Here is a 15449-nt window from a genome sequence, read left to right as displayed (position 1 = left end):
TCGACACGCGGGTCGCGACTTCGTGCCTCAGTCGCGCCGCTCGCTCGACCACCGACGACGAGTCCGCTGGCGCGTCCCCGTCAAAAGATCAGGTCGCCGGACTTGCGGCGCGAACGCAGCAGCTGGAGCGCCTCGTCCAGGATGTCCTGGGCCTCCTGGTCGGAGCGACGCTCCTTCACGTAGGCCAGGTGCGTCTTGTAGGGCTCGATCTTGGTCGCCGGCGGCGCGTTCTCCGAGTCACGCCCGGCCGGCAGGCCGCACTTGGGACAGTCCCACGAATCCGGGACGACCGCCTCGACGGCGAACGTCACCACGGCACTGTGGCCGCGCGAGCAGAAGTACGACACGGCCTGCCGCGGGGCAGCCTCGCCACGCTCCGCCTCGCCCATCGGGCCGGCACCGACCCGACTTCCACGAATGGCGTTTCCTCCACCAGCCACTACGACGGTGTCCTGTCTCTTCGAGGGGGTCCCGAGGGGGAACTGATCAGGGGTAAGCGAGCAGCAGGCCGAGCGCGATCACGGTGGCGAACCAGATGACGCCGATCCCGACCGTGAGCCGGTCGAGGTTCCGCTCGGCGACGGAGGAGCCGCCCAGGGAGCTGGAGACGCCGCCGCCGAACATGTCGGAGAGGCCACCTCCGCGACCCTTGTGCAGGAGCACCATGAGGATCATCAGGCCGCTCGTGATCATGAGCACGACAGTGAAGACGGTAGTCACGGGGCGAAATCCTACGGCACGTCTGCGCGGATCACAGGACCGGCATGTCGTAGAAGCGGCAGATCCCGCTGAACTCGTCGACCTGCAGGCTCGCGCCGCCCACCAGGCAGCCGTCGACGTCGTCCTTGGCCATGATCCCGGCGACGTTGCCCGCCTTCACGGAGCCGCCGTACTGGATGCGGACGGCGTCCGCCGCGGCGTCGCCGTGCTGCTCGCGGATGCCCACCCGGATGGCCGCGCAGACCTCCTGGGCGTCCTCCGGAGTAGCGACCTCGCCGGTGCCGATCGCCCAGACGGGCTCGTAGGCGACCACCAGCCCGGCGACCTCCTCGGCGGTGAAGCCGGCCAGCGAGCCGGTGACCTGGGTCAGGCAGTGGGCGACGTGCTCCCCCGCCTGACGGACCTCCAGGCCCTCGCCGACGCAGACGATCGGGGTGATCCCGGCGTCCAGCGCCTTGCGCGCCTTCGCGTTGACGACCTCGTCGGTCTCCCCGTGGTACTCACGGCGCTCGCTGTGCCCGACCACGACGTACGAGCAGCCGAGCTTGGCCAGCATGCCGGCCGAGATCTCGCCGGTGTAGGCGCCGGAGTCGTGCACGGAGACGTCCTGGGCGGCGTACTTGACCGCGAGCCGGTCGCCGTCTACCAGGGTCTGGACCGAGCGCAGGTCGGTGAACGGCGGGACGACGACGACCTCGACCTTGGCATGGTCGTGACGCTTGTCGGACAGCGTCCAGGCCAGCTTCTGGACCAGCACCACCGCTTCCTGGTGGTTGAGGTTCATCTTCCAGTTGCCCGCCATGATCGGGACGCGGGCGGCAGCCTTGGGCATGGGTGTCAGTCCTCCAGGACCTTGATGCCGGGAAGTTCCTTGCCCTCGAGGTACTCGAGGGAGGCACCACCGCCGGTGGAGATGTGTCCGAACGCGGCCTCGTCGAAGCCGAGCGTGCGCACGGCCGCGGCGGAGTCGCCGCCACCGACGACCGAGAGACCGTCGACCTTGGTCAGGGCCTCGGCAACCGCGCGGGTGCCCTCGGCGAACGCCTCGACCTCGAAGACGCCCATCGGCCCGTTCCAGAAGACCGTGCGGGCGTCGGCCAGGGCCGCCGCGAAGGCGGCACCGGACTCGGGGCCGATGTCGAGGCCCAGGGCGTCGGCCGGGATCTCGGTGGCCGCCACGACCTGCGGCTCGGGGGTCCGGTCACCGGCCGGGAACGCGGTGTCGACCACGATGTCGGTCGGCAGCACGATCTGCACGCCGGACTCCTCAGCCCGGGCCAGGTAGGCCCGGCAGGTGTCGAGCTGGTCGTCCTCGAGGAGGCTCTTGCCGACCTCGTGGCCCTGGGCCTTGAGGAAGGTGAAGACCATGCCGCCGCCGATCAGCAGGCGGTCGGCCTTGCCGAGCAGGTTGTCGATCACGCCGAGCTTGTCGGAGACCTTCGAGCCGCCGAGGACGACGACGTACGGTCGCTGCGGCGACTCGGTCAGCCGCTTCATGACGTCGAGCTCGGTGGCGACCAGGCCGCCCATGGCGTGCGGGAGCCGCTGCGCGACGTCGTACACCGACGCCTGCTTGCGGTGCACGACCCCGAAGCCGTCCGAGACGAACGCGTCGGCCAGTGTCGCCAGCTGGTCGGCGAACGCCCCTCGCTCCGCGTCGTCCTTGCTCGTCTCGCCCGCGTTGAAGCGGACGTTCTCGAGCACCGCGACCTGGCCGTCGGCCAAGGCCGCGACGGTCGAGCGAGCGGAGTCTCCGACCGTGTCGGTCGCGAACGCGACGTCCTGGCCGAGCAGCTCGCCGAGGCGAGCGGCGACCGGGCGGAGGGAGTAGCGGTCCTCGGGCGCGCCCTTCGGGCGGCCGAGGTGGGCGGTCACGACCACCCGCGCGCCGGCCTCGGCCAGCGCGCGGATGGTCGGGACGCTGGCTCGGATCCGGCCGTCGTCGGTGATGGTGGTGCCGTCGAGCGGCACGTTCAGGTCGGAACGGACCAGGACGCGCTTGCCGCTCACGTCTCCGAGTCCAGCGAAGTCGCCCACGGTCAGAGGGTCTCGCCGATGTAGTCGATCAGGTCGGCGAGGCGGTTGGAGTAGCCCCACTCGTTGTCGTACCAGCCGACGACCTTGACCTGGTTGCCGATGACCTTGGTCAGCGGCGCGTCGAAGATGCACGACGCCGGGTCGGTGACGATGTCGGAGGAGACGATCGGGTCGGTCGAGTACTTCAGGAACCGGCCGTCGGCCGCTGCCTTCACGATCTCGTTGACCTCCTCGACCGTGGTCTCGCGGGCCGCCTCGAAGGTGAGGTCGGTGGCCGAGCCGGTCGGGACCGGGACGCGCAGGGCGTACCCGTCGAGCTTGCCCTTCAGCTCGGGCAGGACCAGGCCGATCGCCTTGGCGGCACCCGTCGAGGTCGGCACCACGTTGAGGGCGGCGGCGCGGGCGCGGCGCAGGTCCTTGTGGATGTTGTCCTGGAGGTTCTGGTCCGCGGTGTAGGCGTGGATCGTGGTCATCAGGCCCTTGTTGATGCCGAGGCCGTCGTTGAGCGCCTTGGCCATCGGGCCGAGGCAGTTCGTGGTGCACGACGCGTTGGAGATCACGGTGTGCTTCGCGGCGTCGTACTGCGTGTGGTTGACGCCCATCACGACGGTGATGTCCTCGTTGGAGGCGGGCGCCGAGATGATGACCTTCTTGGCGCCGGCCTGCACGTGGGCGGCGGCCTTGGTGGCGTCGGTGAAGAAGCCGGTGGACTCGACGACGACGTCGACGCCCAGGTCGCCCCACTTGAGGTCGGCCGGGTTGCGCTCGGCGAACGCCTTGATCTCCTTGCCGCCGACGACGATCGCGTCGTCGGTCGCGGACACGTCGGCGTCCAGGCGACCCAGGATGGAGTCGTACTTCAGCAGGTGGGCCAGGACCGCGTTGTCGGTCAGGTCGTTCACGCCGACGATCTCGATGTCGAGACCGGACGCGCGTACGGCGCGGAAGAAGTTGCGGCCGATCCGGCCGAACCCGTTGATACCTACACGAACGGTCACTGCGCTTGCTCCTCAGGACGCGGGCTTCTGGCTGTCACACCGACCCTATATGCCCCGGGCGGCCCACCCGAGGGCCGGACCGGCCTACGTGCGGGTAACCGACGAACGTCCTGGCGAGATCAGGACGTCATGCCTCGTCAACCAGCATGTCCGGGGTCAGCGAGGCCTCGGTGTCGGGGATGCCGAGCTCCTCGGCGCGCTTGTCGGCCATGGCCAGCAGTCGCCGGATCCGGCCCGCGATCGCGTCCTTGGTGAGCACCGGGTCGTGCAGCTGGCCGAGCTCCTCGAGCGAGGCCTGCTTGTGCTCCAGCCGCAGGGAGCCCGCGAGCTGCAGGTGGTCGGGGATGTCCTCGCCGAGGATCTCGATCGCCCGCTCGACGCGGGCACCCGCCGCGACCGCGGCGCGGGCCGAGCGGCGCAGGTTGGCGTCGTCGAAGTTCGCCAGCCGGTTGGCCGTCGCGCGGACCTCGCGACGCATCCGCCGCTCCTCCCAGGCCATCAGCGACTCGTGGGCACCGAGGCGGGTCAGCAGCTGGCCGATGGCGTCGCCGTCACGGATCACGACCCGGTCGACGCCGCGCACCTCGCGGGCCTTGGCCTGGATGCCGAGCCGGCGGGCGACGCCGACGAGGGCCAACGCGGCCTCGGGGCCGGGACAGGTGACCTCCAGCGAGGACGACCGGCCGGGCTCGGTCAGCGAGCCGTGGGCCAGGAAGGCTCCGCGCCAGGCGGCGACGGCGTCGCATCCGCCCCCGGAGACGACGGCCGGCGGCAGGCCGCGCACCGGGCGACCACGCGGGTCCAGCAGTCCGGTCTGGCGGGCCAGGGCTTCACCGTCGCGGGCGATCCGGACGAGGTACCGGCTGCCCTTGCGCAGGCCGTTGCCCTGCACCACCACGACGTCGGCCTGGTGGCCGTAGACCTCGAGGATGTCGGTGCGCAGCCGCCGCGCCGCGGCGCCCGTGTCCAGCTCCGCCTCGACCACGATCCGCCCGCTCACGATGTGCAGACCGCCGGCGAACCGCAGCAACGAGGCCACCTCGGCCTTGCGGCAGCACGTCTTGGTGGTCTGGGTGCTGGCGAGTTCCGCCTTCACCTGTGCCGTCATCGCCATGCCGCCGATCCTGCCACGGCCGTCAATCACCGTCCGAGGTCAGGGGCACCGGCCCGTGAGCCGGATCTCAGCCCCAGCGCCGCTCGAGGATCCGGGCGTACGCCGCCGCCAGCAGAGCCGGGTCGTGCCGTGCGGATCCGACGTGCTCGGCCACGTCGTCGACGACCAGCGTGGCACCACTGGCGGTCACCAGCTGCTGGAGCTCGGCGAGGTCGTCGCCGACGCTCCCGCGGTCGGCGAGCACGGTGTGGACCTGCAGGTCGGGGGCGTGCTCGGCGAGCACCGCGAGGTGGTCGGCGGGGCCGAAGCCGGGGGTCTCCCCCGCCTGCTCCTCCAGGTTGAGCACGACGACCACCCGGGCGTCGGAGCCCACGAGCGCGTCGCGCATCGCCGGCACCTTGAGGTGAGGGATCACCGAGGTGAACCACGAGCCGGGTCCGAGCACCACCCAGTCGGCCTCCTCCACGGCCGCCACGGCCTCGGGACAGGGCTCGGGGTCGGGCGGGTCGAGGGCGATCTCGACGATCACCCCGTCGGTCGTCGCCACCTCCACCTGGCCGCGGACGAGGGTCAGCGCGTCGGGGTCGCCGGGGACCAGGCCCCGGACGTCGGCCGTGATGTCCATGGGGGTCAGCGCCATCGGGAGCACCCGTCCGGTCGCACCGAGGAGGCGTCCGACCCGGTCGAGGGCGTCGACGTGGTCGCCCAGCAGCTCCCAGAGCCCGACGATCAGCAGGTTGCCGACGACGTGGCCGTTCATGTCGCCGTCGCCCGCGAAGCGGTGCTGGAGGACGTTGGACCAGGTGGTCCCCCACTCGTCGTCGCCGCAGAGGGCAGCGAGGGCCATCCGGAGGTCGCCGGGTGGGAGCACCCCGAACTGGCCGCGCAGCCGGCCGGACGAGCCGCCGTTGTCGGCCACGGTCACGACCGCGGTCAGCTCGTCGACGGTCAGGTCGTCGACCAGGCGGCGCAGGGCCCGGAGGGAGGCGTGCAGGCCGTGCCCGCCTCCGAAGGCGACGACCGACTGGGCACGGGGCCCGGTCATTCCTTACCCAGGTCGCGGTGCACGGCCCGGGCGACGAAGCCCTGCTCCGAGAGACGGCGCGCGATCTCCTCGGTCATCGCGACACTGCGGTGCTTGCCGCCCGTGCAGCCGATGGCGACCCGCATGAACCGCTTGCCCTCACGGAGGTAGCCGGCGGCCACCCCGGTCAGCACCGGCACATAGCCGTCGAGGAACTCCTCGGCCCCCGGCCGGCTGCGCACGTAGTCGGCGACCTCGGTGTCCTGACCGGTGCCGGGGCGCAGCTCGGGGATCCAGTGGGGATTGGGCAGGAACCGCATGTCGGCGATGAAGTCGGCGTCGACCGGGATGCCGTACTTGAACCCGAAGCTCAGGACCGTGACCCGCAGGCGGGTCGTGTCGGGCGTACCGAACGCCTCGGAGATCCGATCGGTGAGCTGGTGGACGTTGAGCGCGCTCGTGTCGATGACCAGATCGGCGTTGGCGCGGAGGTCGGCCAGGGCCACGCGCTCACGCTCGAGCCCGTCGAGCAGCCGCCCGCTGCCCTGCAGCGGGTGCGGACGTCGGGCGGCCTCCTGACGCCGGACCAGCACCTCGTCGGTGGCGTCGAGGAAGACCAGGGTGGCGTGCCGCCCGCTGGACTCGTGGGCCAGGTTGGCCTGGAGGGAGTCGAAGAACGACCCCGACCGGACGTCGACCACGACGGCGATCGGCTGGCGCGCGCCGCGGCTCTCGTCGACCAGGCGCACCACGTCGCTGAGCAGGCTCGGCGGCAGGTTGTCGATGACGAAGAAGCCGAGGTCCTCCAGCTCCTTGGCGGCCGTGCTGCGACCGGCGCCCGTCATGCCGGTCACGACGACCAGCTCACCCGTCGGCGCCGGGGAAGTGGCGGAGTGGTCCATGGCTCAGCCCTCGTCGATCTCGCCGGTCGCGGTGTTCACGGAGACAGTCTTGCGGGTCTCGGCGGCGGCCGCGACGGAGTCCTTGATCGCGGTCGCCGTCCGGGTGCCGATGCCGGGCACCTGGGCGATCTCCTCGACGCTCGCGGCCCGCAGCTTCTTCAACGACCCGAAGTGCTTCAGCAGGGTCTTGCGACGGACCTCGCCCAGTCCCGGGATGTCGTCGAGCAGGCTGTCGACCATCGTCTTCGACCGCCGCGACCGGTGGTGGGTGATGGCGAACCGGTGGGCCTCGTCACGCAGCCGCTGGAGGAGGTAGAGCCCCTCCGAGGAACGGGCCAGGATCACCGGGTCCTCCTGGCCCGGGAGCCACACCTCCTCGAGCCGCTTGGCCAACCCGCAGACCGCGATGTCGTCGATGCCGAGCTCGTCGAGCGCGCGCTGGGCGGCCGCGACCTGGGGTGGCCCGCCGTCGACGACCACCAGGCCCGGCGCGTAGGCGAACTTGCGCGGGCGACCCGTCTCGGGGTCGACGAGCATCGGACCGGACGTCTCGTCCCCCGGCTTCACCTCGGATCGGGCCTGCTCGTCGAGCAGCCGTCGGAACCGACGGGTGATCACCTCGTGCATCGACGCGACGTCGTTCTGACCGTCGACGCCCTTGATCACGAACCGGCGGTACTCCCCCTTGCGGGCCAGGCCGTCCTCGAAGACCACCATCGAGGCCACCACCTCGGTGCCCTGCAGGTTCGAGATGTCGTAGCACTCGATGCGCAGCGGCACCTCGTCGAGCTCCAGGGCCTCCTGGATCTCCTCGAGCGCGCGGTTGCGGGTGGTCAGGTCGCTGGCCCGCTTGGTCTTGTGGAGCACCAGCGCCTGACCGGCGTTGCGGGCGACGGTCTCCTGGAGGGTCTTCTTGTCGCCGCGCTGCGGCACCCGGATCTCGACCTTGGCCCCGCGCAGGTCGCCGAGCAGCTGCTCGAAGGTCGCCGGGTCCGGCGGCATCGCGGGCACCAGGATCTCGCGCGGGATCGACTCGGGGTCGCCGGCGTAGAGCTGGAGCAGGAAGTCCTCGACCAGCTTGTCGGTGCTGCCCTCGTCGACCCGATCGGCGACCCACCCGCGCTGACCGCGGATCCGGCCCCCGCGGACGTAGAAGATCTGCACCGCCACCTCGAGCGGGTCCTCGGCGAGCGCGATCACGTCGGCGTCCGCGCCGTCGCCCAGCACCACCGCCTGCTTCTCCAGGGCCCGCTCCATCGCGCCCAGGTCGTCGCGCAGCCGCGCCGCCTTCTCGAAGTCGAGGGCGTCGGACGCGGCGTACATCTCCTGCTCGATGCGGCGCGTGAACGGCCGGGTGCGGCCGGCCATGAACTCGCAGAAGTCCTCGACGATCTCGCGGTGCTGCTCGGCGCTGACGTTGCCGACGCACGGCGCCGAGCACTTGTCGATGTAGCCGAGGAGGCAGGGTCGCCCGATCTGGCTGGAGCGCTTGAAGACGCCGTTGCTGCACGAGCGCATCGGGAAGACCCGCAGCAGGATGTCGACGGTCTCGCGGATCGCCCAGGCGTGGCTGTAGGGCCCGAAGTAGCGAGTGCCCTTGCGCTTGGCCCCGCGGCCCACCATCACCCGCGGGAACTCCTCGCCGACGGTCACCGCCAGCCACGGGTAGGACTTGTCGTCGCGGTACTTCACGTTGAAGCGGGGGTCGTACTCCTTGATCCAGGAGTACTCCAGCTGGAGCGCCTCGACCTCGGTGTTGACGACCGTCCACTCCACGCTCGCCGCGGTGGTCACCATCGTCGCGGTGCGCTGGTGGAGGTTGCCGATGTCCTGGAAGTACGACGACAGCCGCGCCCGGAGGTTCTTGGCCTTGCCGACGTAGATCACCCGGCCCCGCGGGTCACGGAACCGGTAGACCCCCGGCTGGGTCGGGATCGAGCCCGGCTCGGGACGGTAGGACAGGGGTCCTCGGGAGGTGCGGCGAGGACGGGCGGGAGGCACGACTCAACCCTACGGTCCACCGGGGACAGTCCAGGCTCGGCCACATCCCGCGCGTCCGCCACACCCCTTTACTCCAGTGCCTTACTCTTCTTTCATGCCGTGTCGCGACTCCTACGGGTACGCCCTCACCACCAGCCCCGAGGCTGCCGCGGCGTACGACCGCGGGCTGGGCGACCTGCTGCGACTGCGAGGCGGCGGCGCCGAGGCCGTCGCGACCGCCGTCGCCCTCGACCCGACCTTCGCGGTCGGGCATGCCACGCTGGCGCTGCTCGGCCACGAGATGTGCCTGAACGTCGACCTCGACGCCCGGCTGCGCGACGCCGAGCTGCACGCCAACCGCGCGACCGAGCGCGAACGGAGCCACGTGCACGCGGTCGCCGCCCACGTGCGGGGCGACTCGCGCCCGCTGTTGCAGCACCTGCGCACCCACCAGCGCGACGCCCTGCTGCTGTCGGCCGCCGTCCCGACGATCGCCTTCGCGGGCGCGACCGAGGTTCCCGAGGAGGCCTGGGACCTGGTCGAACAGGCCATCCCGGCGTACGGCGACGACTGGTGGTTCACCGGGCTGCTCGCCTTCGTGCGCCAGGAGCAGCGCCGCTTCGATGAGGCGATGGATCTGTCCTGCCGCTCGCTCGCGGTCGAGCCGGCCGCGGGCCACTCGGCCCACGCCCGGGCGCACGCCCATTACGAGACCGGCGACCACCGTGTCGGGCTGGCCTGGATGGACTCCTGGGTGACCGGCTCCGGCCGGCGCACCGAGAGCCTGAGCCACTTCTCGTGGCACGCGGCGCTGCACGAGCTCTCGCTGGGCGACCTCGACGCCGTACGACGCCGCCACGACACGCAGCTGCGTCCCGAGCTGGGCCTGGGCTGCCGGGCCCTGGTCGACACCGGGTCCCTGCTCTTCCGCTGGGCGATCACGCCGGGCGCCGAGGACGTCCCCGGTCTCGAGGAGGTCGCGGCGGTCGCGGGTCGCGGGGTGCTGGAGCGGCCCGCCACGCCGTTCTTGGCGATGCACGCCGCCGTGGTGCTGCTCGCGCTCGAGGACGGCCCCGGCCTGGACCGGCTGGCGACCCACGCCCAGGGCCACCCGAACCCCACGCACCGCGAGGTGGTCGCGCCGCTCGCCCGAGCCCTGCGCAACCTGGTCGACGGCCGGGCGGGGGCAGCCGCCGATGAGCTGGCCGCCCTGGCGGGCGCGGCCCGCCGCCTGGGAGGGTCCGACGCGCAGCGGGAGATCGTCGAGGAGGCGCGGATCGCCGCCCTCCTGCGCGCCGACCGGTACGACGAGGCGCGGCAGCTGATCGACGCGCGCCTGGACCGCCGCGCGTCGACCCGCGACCGGTGGTGGCTGGCGTCGATCGCCTCAGGCGAGGCTGATGGAGTCGCCCTCGACCGTCAGGGCGACCTCGTCCAGCGCTGACGAAGCCGGCCCGCCCTGCACCGAGCCGTCCTCGATCGAGAACGTGCTGTTGTGACAGGTGCAGACGATCGAGCCGTCCTCGACCCCGGTCACCGGGCAGCCCTGGTGGGTGCAGATGTTGGAGAAGCCCTTGAACTCGCCCTCGGTGGGCTGGGTGATCACGACGCCCTCGTCGGCGAAGATCGTGCCGCCGCCGACGGGGATGTCGGCCGTGGTCGTGAGGCCGGAGGCGGCACCCTCGGACGTGGCCGGCGCCGCCGGCGAGGACGCGGCGCCCGACGAGCCCGCGGACGAGGGGGTGCCGGATGCGCCGGTGCCGCTGCTGGCCTCGTCCGAGCCGCAGGCGGCGAGGAACGGTACGCCGACCCCGAGCGTCACCGCGCCGGCGAGCGCGCGCCTCCGGCTCAGGCAGGCGCAAGCCCGCGATTCGACGGCGGATTCCTGCTCAGGGGCGGGGCTGGACGGGATCCGGGTGGTGCGGCTCTCCGTGGTCACGATCGGGGTCCTCTCGGCGGGAAGTCGTTGAAGATGACACTACCGACGGCGGTCGTGAGCACAACGGCTGGAACCTGTGGACTCGATGAGAATGTCCTCATCGTCAGGAGGACCGGCTCGCTCCCCGACCCCGGGACCGCTCCACACGCTCGCCCCGCTTGGAGGCCGAGGCCGCGGTCCGGCCCCGCGGCTCCGGCGCGGACGCCGCCGGCAGCTTGCGGGCCGGCTGTTTGGCCTCCTTGCCGGACAGCACCGGCGCCAGGAACTGGCCGGTGTAGCTGTCCGGGACCGCGACGACGTCCTCGGGGGTGCCCTGCGCGACCAGCGTGCCGCCGCCCGACCCACCCTCGGGACCCATGTCGACCAGCCAGTCGGCGGTCTTGATGACGTCGAGGTTGTGCTCGATCACCAGGACCGTGTTGCCTTGGTCGACCAGCCGACCCAGGACGCCGAGCAGCTTGCGGATGTCCTCGAAGTGCAGCCCGGTGGTCGGCTCGTCGAGCACGTAGAGAGTGCGACCGGTGGAGCGGCGCTGCAGCTCGGTGGCCAGCTTGACCCGCTGGGCCTCACCGCCCGACAGGGTGGTGGCGGGCTGGCCGAGCCGGACGTAGCCGAGGCCGACCTCGACCAGCGTGGTGAGGTAGCGCGAGATCACCGGGACGGCCGCGAAGAAGTCGACCGCCTCCTCGATCGGCATGTCCAGCACCTCGGCGATGGTCTTGCCCTTGTAGTGCACCTCAAGGGTCTCGCGGTTGTAACGCGCACCGTGACAGACCTCGCACGGGACGTAGACGTCCGGCAGGAAGTTCATCTCGATCTTGATGGTGCCGTCGCCCTGGCAGGCCTCGCACCGGCCGCCCTTGACGTTGAACGAGAACCGGCCCTGGAGGTAGCCGCGCATCTTGGCCTCGGGGGTGTCCGCGAAGAGCTTGCGGACCCGGTCGAAGACCCCGGTGTAGGTCGCCGGGTTGGAGCGCGGGGTCCGTCCGATCGGCGACTGGTCGACATGGATGACCTTGTCGACGTGCTCCAGCCCGGTGATCCGGGTGTGTCGGCCCGGGATCGTGCGTGCGTTGTAGAGCTGCTTGGCCAGCGAGGTGTAGAGGATGTCGTTGACCAGCGTCGACTTGCCGGAGCCGGAGACGCCGGTGACCGCGACGAACAGACCGAGCGGGAACGTGACGTCGATGTTCTTCAGGTTGTTCTCACGGGCCCCGACCACGGTCAGCTCGCGCCCGGTCGTCCGCGGCCGCCGCACCGGGGGTACGGCGATCTCGCGACGCCCGGAGAGGTACTGGCCGGTGATCGAGTCGGGGTGGGTCAGCAGGTCGGCGACCGGGCCGCTGTGCACGACCTGGCCCCCGTGCTCCCCCGCTCCCGGCCCGACGTCGACGGCCCAGTCGGCGACCTTGATCGTGTCCTCGTCGTGCTCGACGACGATCAGGGTGTTGCCGAGGTCCTTGAGCCGGACCAGCGTCTCGATCAGCTTCTGGTTGTCGCGCTGGTGCAGGCCGATCGAGGGCTCGTCGAGGACGTAGAGGACGCCGACCAGGCCGGCACCGATCTGGGTCGCCAGCCGGATCCGCTGGGCCTCGCCACCGGACAGCGAGCCGGAGGCCCGGTCGAGCGAGAGGTAGTCGAGCCCGACGTCGAGCAGGAACTGGAGGCGCTGCTGAATCTCGCGCAGCACCACCTCGGCGATCTGCTTCTCCCGGGGTGAAAGCTCGAGCGAGCCGAGGAACGCCGACGACTGGTCGAGCGAGAGCGCGCACACCTCGGCGATGCTCTTGCCGCCGAGGGTCACCGCCATCGAGACCGGCTTGAGCCGGCTGCCGCCGCAGGTCGGGCAGGGGACCTCGCGCATGAACCCCTCGAGCCGCTCGCGGCTCGTGTCGGACTCGGCCTCGCGGTGCCGACGTTCGATGTAGGACCGCACGCCCTCGAACTCGGCGTAGTAGGCCCGCTCGCGCCCGTAGCGGTTGCGGGTGACGACATGGACCTTGGTCGGGTGGCCCTCGATGATCGCCTTGCGGGACTTGGCCGACAGCGCGTTCCAGGAGGTGTTGAGGTCGAAGCCGAGCTCGTCACCCAGGGCCGCCAGCAGGCGGAGGAAGTAGTCGGCCACCGTCGCGTGGCTCCACGGCTGGATGGCGCCCTCACCGAGGGTCGCCTCCGGGTCGGGCACGACCAGCTCGGGGTCGACCTCCATCCGGGTGCCGAGACCGTGGCAGGCCGGGCACGCGCCGAACGGCGAGTTGAAGGAGAAGGAGCGCGGCTCGAGGTCGTCGGTGTCGATCGGGTGGTCGTTGGGGCAGGCCATCTTCTCGCTGAACTTCAGCTCGCGGCCCGGGTCGGACTCGTCGAGGTCGACGAAGTCGAAGAGCACCAGCCCGCCGGCGAGCCCGAGCGCCGTCTCCACGGAGTCGGTCAGCCGCCGCTTCGAGGACTCCTTGACCGCCAGCCGGTCGACCACGACCTCGATCGTGTGCTTCTTCTGCTTGTCCAGCTTCGGCGGATCGTCCAGCGTGTGGGTCTCGCCGTTCACCCGGGCCCGCGAGAAGCCCTGCGTCTGCAGCTGGCGGAAGAGCTCGACGTACTCGCCCTTGCGGCCGCGGATGACCGGCGCCAGGATCTGGAACCGCCGTCCCTCCTCCAGGCCGAGCACCCGGTCCACGATCTGCTGGGGCGTCTGACGCTCGATGGGCGCGTGGCAGACCGGGCAGTGCGGCCGTCCGGCCCGGGCGTAGAGCAGCCGGAGGTAGTCGTAGACCTCGGTGATCGTGCCGACCGTCGAACGCGGGTTCTTCGACGTGGACTTCTGGTCGATCGACACCGCGGGCGAGAGTCCCTCGATGAAGTCGACGTCGGGCTTGTCCATCTGGCCGAGGAACTGACGCGCGTAGGCCGACAGCGACTCGACGTAGCGGCGCTGCCCCTCGGCGAAGATCGTGTCGAAGGCCAACGAGGACTTGCCGGAGCCCGAGAGCCCGGTGAACACGATCAGGGAGTCGCGCGGGAGGTCGAGTGAGACGTCCTTGAGGTTGTGCTCCCGGGCGCCCCGGATGATCAGCTGGTCGGCCACGAAAACGGTCCTCACTTGTTCGAACAGGCGTTCGCCATCGTACGGGGTGCGACAACTCCGGGCACCGTGCTGTGCACGATCTCACGGGCCACCGACAACCCGGCGCGGGCACTGGCGACCCTCCCCCGCGCGGGGGAGGATGACGGGGTGCCGGTACCCACTCCCGATCCCCGCGTCCTCGGTCTCCTCGCCCCGGCCTCGCACCGGCTGGTCCGCACGGTCGACGCCCTCGACGACAACGGCCTGCGCGCGCCCAGCGGCCTGCCCGGATGGACCCGCGCCCACGTCGTCGCCCACCTCGCCCTGAACGCCGAGGGGCTCGCCGGCTCGCTCGGCGGGCTCGCGGCGGGCGAGCGGGTGCCGATGTACGTCTCCGACGAGGCGCGCGACTCCGACATCGACACCCTCGCCTCGGCGGGTCCCGCCACACTGCGCGATCGGCTCCTCGGCTCGATCACCCGGTTCGCCGACGCCGCCGCCTCGGTGCCGGACGACGCGTGGCCCACCCGGTTGGAGCGGACACCCGGCGGCCGATCCTTCGCGGCGGCCGCCGTGCTCGACATGCGCCTGCGGGAGGTGGAGATCCACCACGCGGACCTCGACTCGTCGTACTCCTGGGCCGACTGGCCGGACGCCTTCGCGGTGCTGCTGCTCGACGCGGTGGCGGATCGCCGGGACGAGGGGGCGGGCCTGATCGCGGCGGCCTCCGATCTTGACCGTTCGTGGACCATCGGGGACGGTGGGCCGGCGGTGACCGGACCCGCCGCGGCCCTGGGCTGGTGGCTCACGGGGCGGGGGGACGGCGCCGGACTGAGGAGCGAGGGCGGCACGCTGCCCCGGATTGGAGCATGGTGACCTACACCGGAGAGGTGACGCCCGGCGGCGCACCCGACACCCGCGAGCTGACCGCGTTGACCATCACCAAGGTCGCCGTCGACGAGCAGATGTCGAACAACTGCTACCTGCTGCGCTGCACCCGCACCGGCGAGCAGGTGCTGGTCGACGCCGCCGCCGAGCCCGACACCGTGCTCCCGCTGGTCGGCGAGGCCGGCCTGGCCACGGTGGTCACCACCCACCAGCACTGGGACCACCACCGCGCACTCGCCGACGTCGTGAAGGCCACTGGCGCCGACGTGGTGGCGGGCGAGCCGGACGCGGACGCCATCACCTCGCAGACCGGGGTCCCGGTCACGCGCCGCGCCGTGCAGGGCGACACCGTGTCCGTGGGCGACGCCACCCTCGAGGTGATCGCCGTCGCCGGCCACACGCCCGGCTCGATCGTGCTTCTGTACGACGACCCGCAGGGCCACCCGCACCTGTTCACCGGCGACTCGCTCTTCCCGGGCGGGGTCGGCAACACCTTCGGCGACGAGGCCGCGTTCGCCCAGCTCATCGACGAGGTCGAGACCAAGATCTTCCAGCGGCTGCCGGACGAGACCTGGTTCTACCCCGGTCACGGCAACGACTCGACCCTCGGCGCCGAGCGCCCCAACCTCGGCGAGTGGCGCACGAGAGGGTGGTAGCGAGGACGCGCCAGCGGGCTCGCTGATGGTGGTCGAGCGAGCGCTCTGACTGAGCCCGCGAAGTCAGCAGGCGCGTGTCGAGACCCATCTGTTCCCGCGAGCCCCTCCACCCGCGACGCCCGCACCGAGT

Annotated in this window: 14 protein-coding genes; 3 read left to right on the top strand and 11 right to left on the bottom strand. The window is 71.4% G+C overall.

Going from position 1 to position 15449, the window contains the following annotated elements; all coding sequences use genetic code 11:
- Positions 1–80 precede the first annotated feature (80 nt).
- From V7S47_RS23985 to uvrC, 9 genes are all read right to left on the bottom strand, one after another.
- Positions 81–440 carry an RNA polymerase-binding protein RbpA gene (locus V7S47_RS23985; protein WP_090856111.1) on the bottom strand — a complete coding sequence of 120 codons (360 nt, stop codon included), beginning with the start codon at positions 438–440 and terminating at the stop codon, positions 81–83.
- Positions 441–486: 46 nt separating this feature from the next.
- Entirely contained in the window at positions 487–720 is a 234-nt protein-coding gene (secG, locus tag V7S47_RS23980; RefSeq protein WP_090856108.1) for a preprotein translocase subunit SecG, read from the bottom strand.
- A gap of 31 nt (positions 721–751) precedes the next feature.
- Positions 752–1552 (bottom strand): triose-phosphate isomerase, encoded by an 801-nt coding sequence (gene tpiA / locus V7S47_RS23975; protein ID WP_090856105.1) that lies wholly within the window; start codon positions 1550–1552, stop codon positions 752–754.
- Positions 1553–1557: 5 nt separating this feature from the next.
- Positions 1558–2757, bottom strand: coding sequence for a phosphoglycerate kinase (locus V7S47_RS23970; RefSeq protein WP_336563941.1), 1200 nt, complete (start codon positions 2755–2757; stop codon positions 1558–1560).
- 2 nt (positions 2758–2759) lie between these two features.
- Positions 2760–3755 (bottom strand): type I glyceraldehyde-3-phosphate dehydrogenase, encoded by a 996-nt coding sequence (gene gap / locus V7S47_RS23965; protein WP_090856099.1) that lies wholly within the window; start codon positions 3753–3755, stop codon positions 2760–2762.
- Between the two features lie 127 nt (positions 3756–3882).
- Positions 3883–4869, bottom strand: a complete 987-nt coding sequence (gene whiA, locus V7S47_RS23960) for a DNA-binding protein WhiA (protein WP_336563940.1) — start codon at positions 4867–4869, stop codon at positions 3883–3885.
- A gap of 67 nt (positions 4870–4936) precedes the next feature.
- Positions 4937–5914 (bottom strand): gluconeogenesis factor YvcK family protein, encoded by a 978-nt coding sequence (locus V7S47_RS23955; RefSeq protein WP_090856093.1) that lies wholly within the window; start codon positions 5912–5914, stop codon positions 4937–4939.
- Positions 5911–6795: an RNase adapter RapZ gene (rapZ, locus tag V7S47_RS23950; RefSeq protein WP_090856090.1), complete on the bottom strand. Its 885-nt coding sequence runs from the start codon at positions 6793–6795 to the stop codon at positions 5911–5913. The genes V7S47_RS23955 and rapZ overlap by 4 nt, the downstream gene beginning before the upstream one ends.
- A 3-nt stretch (positions 6796–6798) precedes the next feature.
- Positions 6799–8796, bottom strand: a complete 1998-nt coding sequence (gene uvrC / locus V7S47_RS23945) for an excinuclease ABC subunit UvrC (RefSeq protein WP_336563939.1) — start codon at positions 8794–8796, stop codon at positions 6799–6801.
- Between the two features lie 94 nt (positions 8797–8890).
- Between uvrC and V7S47_RS23940 the strand changes: the two genes are divergently transcribed.
- Positions 8891–10219: a pyridine nucleotide-disulfide oxidoreductase gene (locus V7S47_RS23940; protein WP_336563938.1), complete on the top strand. Its 1329-nt coding sequence runs from the start codon at positions 8891–8893 to the stop codon at positions 10217–10219.
- On the opposite strand, the gene V7S47_RS23935 is transcribed toward V7S47_RS23940, so the two are convergent.
- Complete coding sequence (locus tag V7S47_RS23935) at positions 10163–10714, bottom strand: Rieske (2Fe-2S) protein (RefSeq protein ID WP_336563937.1); 552 nt, start codon at positions 10712–10714, stop codon at positions 10163–10165. The genes V7S47_RS23940 and V7S47_RS23935 overlap by 57 nt on opposite strands.
- A gap of 103 nt (positions 10715–10817) precedes the next feature.
- The gene (gene uvrA / locus V7S47_RS23930; RefSeq protein ID WP_090856084.1) at positions 10818–13796 is read right to left on the bottom strand and encodes an excinuclease ABC subunit UvrA; all 2979 of its coding nucleotides are present in this window, start codon (positions 13794–13796) and stop codon (positions 10818–10820) included.
- 147 nt (positions 13797–13943) lie between these two features.
- Here uvrA and V7S47_RS23925 point away from each other — a divergent pair, with 147 nt between their 5' ends.
- Both V7S47_RS23925 and V7S47_RS23920 read left to right on the top strand, forming a co-directional pair.
- The gene (locus V7S47_RS23925) at positions 13944–14651 is read left to right on the top strand and encodes a maleylpyruvate isomerase family mycothiol-dependent enzyme (RefSeq protein WP_336563936.1); all 708 of its coding nucleotides are present in this window, start codon (positions 13944–13946) and stop codon (positions 14649–14651) included.
- A complete protein-coding gene (locus V7S47_RS23920) occupies positions 14645–15319 on the top strand; it encodes an MBL fold metallo-hydrolase (protein WP_336563935.1) in 675 nt (224 codons plus the stop codon). Before V7S47_RS23925 ends, V7S47_RS23920 begins: the two co-directional genes overlap by 7 nt.
- Positions 15320–15449 lie beyond the last annotated feature (130 nt).

Origin of the sequence: Nocardioides sp. CCNWLW216, from assembly GCF_037120545.1 — a bacterium.
Classification (GTDB): Bacteria; Actinomycetota; Actinomycetes; order Propionibacteriales; family Nocardioidaceae; genus Nocardioides; species Nocardioides lianchengensis.
The sequence above is the reverse complement of the archived record's forward strand: the minus strand, read 5'-3'. Positions and strand labels throughout refer to the sequence as shown.

Excerpts from the sequence above, each read along its gene's own strand:
- V7S47_RS23955 (WP_090856093.1), bottom strand. The coding sequence starts at position 5,914 with ATGACCGGGCCCCGTGCCCAGTCGGTCGTCGCCTTCGGAGGCGGGCAC.
- rapZ (WP_090856090.1), bottom strand. The coding sequence starts at position 6,795 with ATGGACCACTCCGCCACTTCCCCGGCGCCGACGGGTGAGCTGGTCGTC.
- V7S47_RS23920 (WP_336563935.1), top strand. The coding sequence starts at position 14,645 with ATGGTGACCTACACCGGAGAGGTGACGCCCGGCGGCGCACCCGACACC.
- V7S47_RS23940 (WP_336563938.1), top strand. The coding sequence starts at position 8,891 with ATGCCGTGTCGCGACTCCTACGGGTACGCCCTCACCACCAGCCCCGAG.
- tpiA (WP_090856105.1), bottom strand. The coding sequence starts at position 1,552 with ATGCCCAAGGCTGCCGCCCGCGTCCCGATCATGGCGGGCAACTGGAAG.
- whiA (WP_336563940.1), bottom strand. The coding sequence starts at position 4,869 with ATGGCGATGACGGCACAGGTGAAGGCGGAACTCGCCAGCACCCAGACC.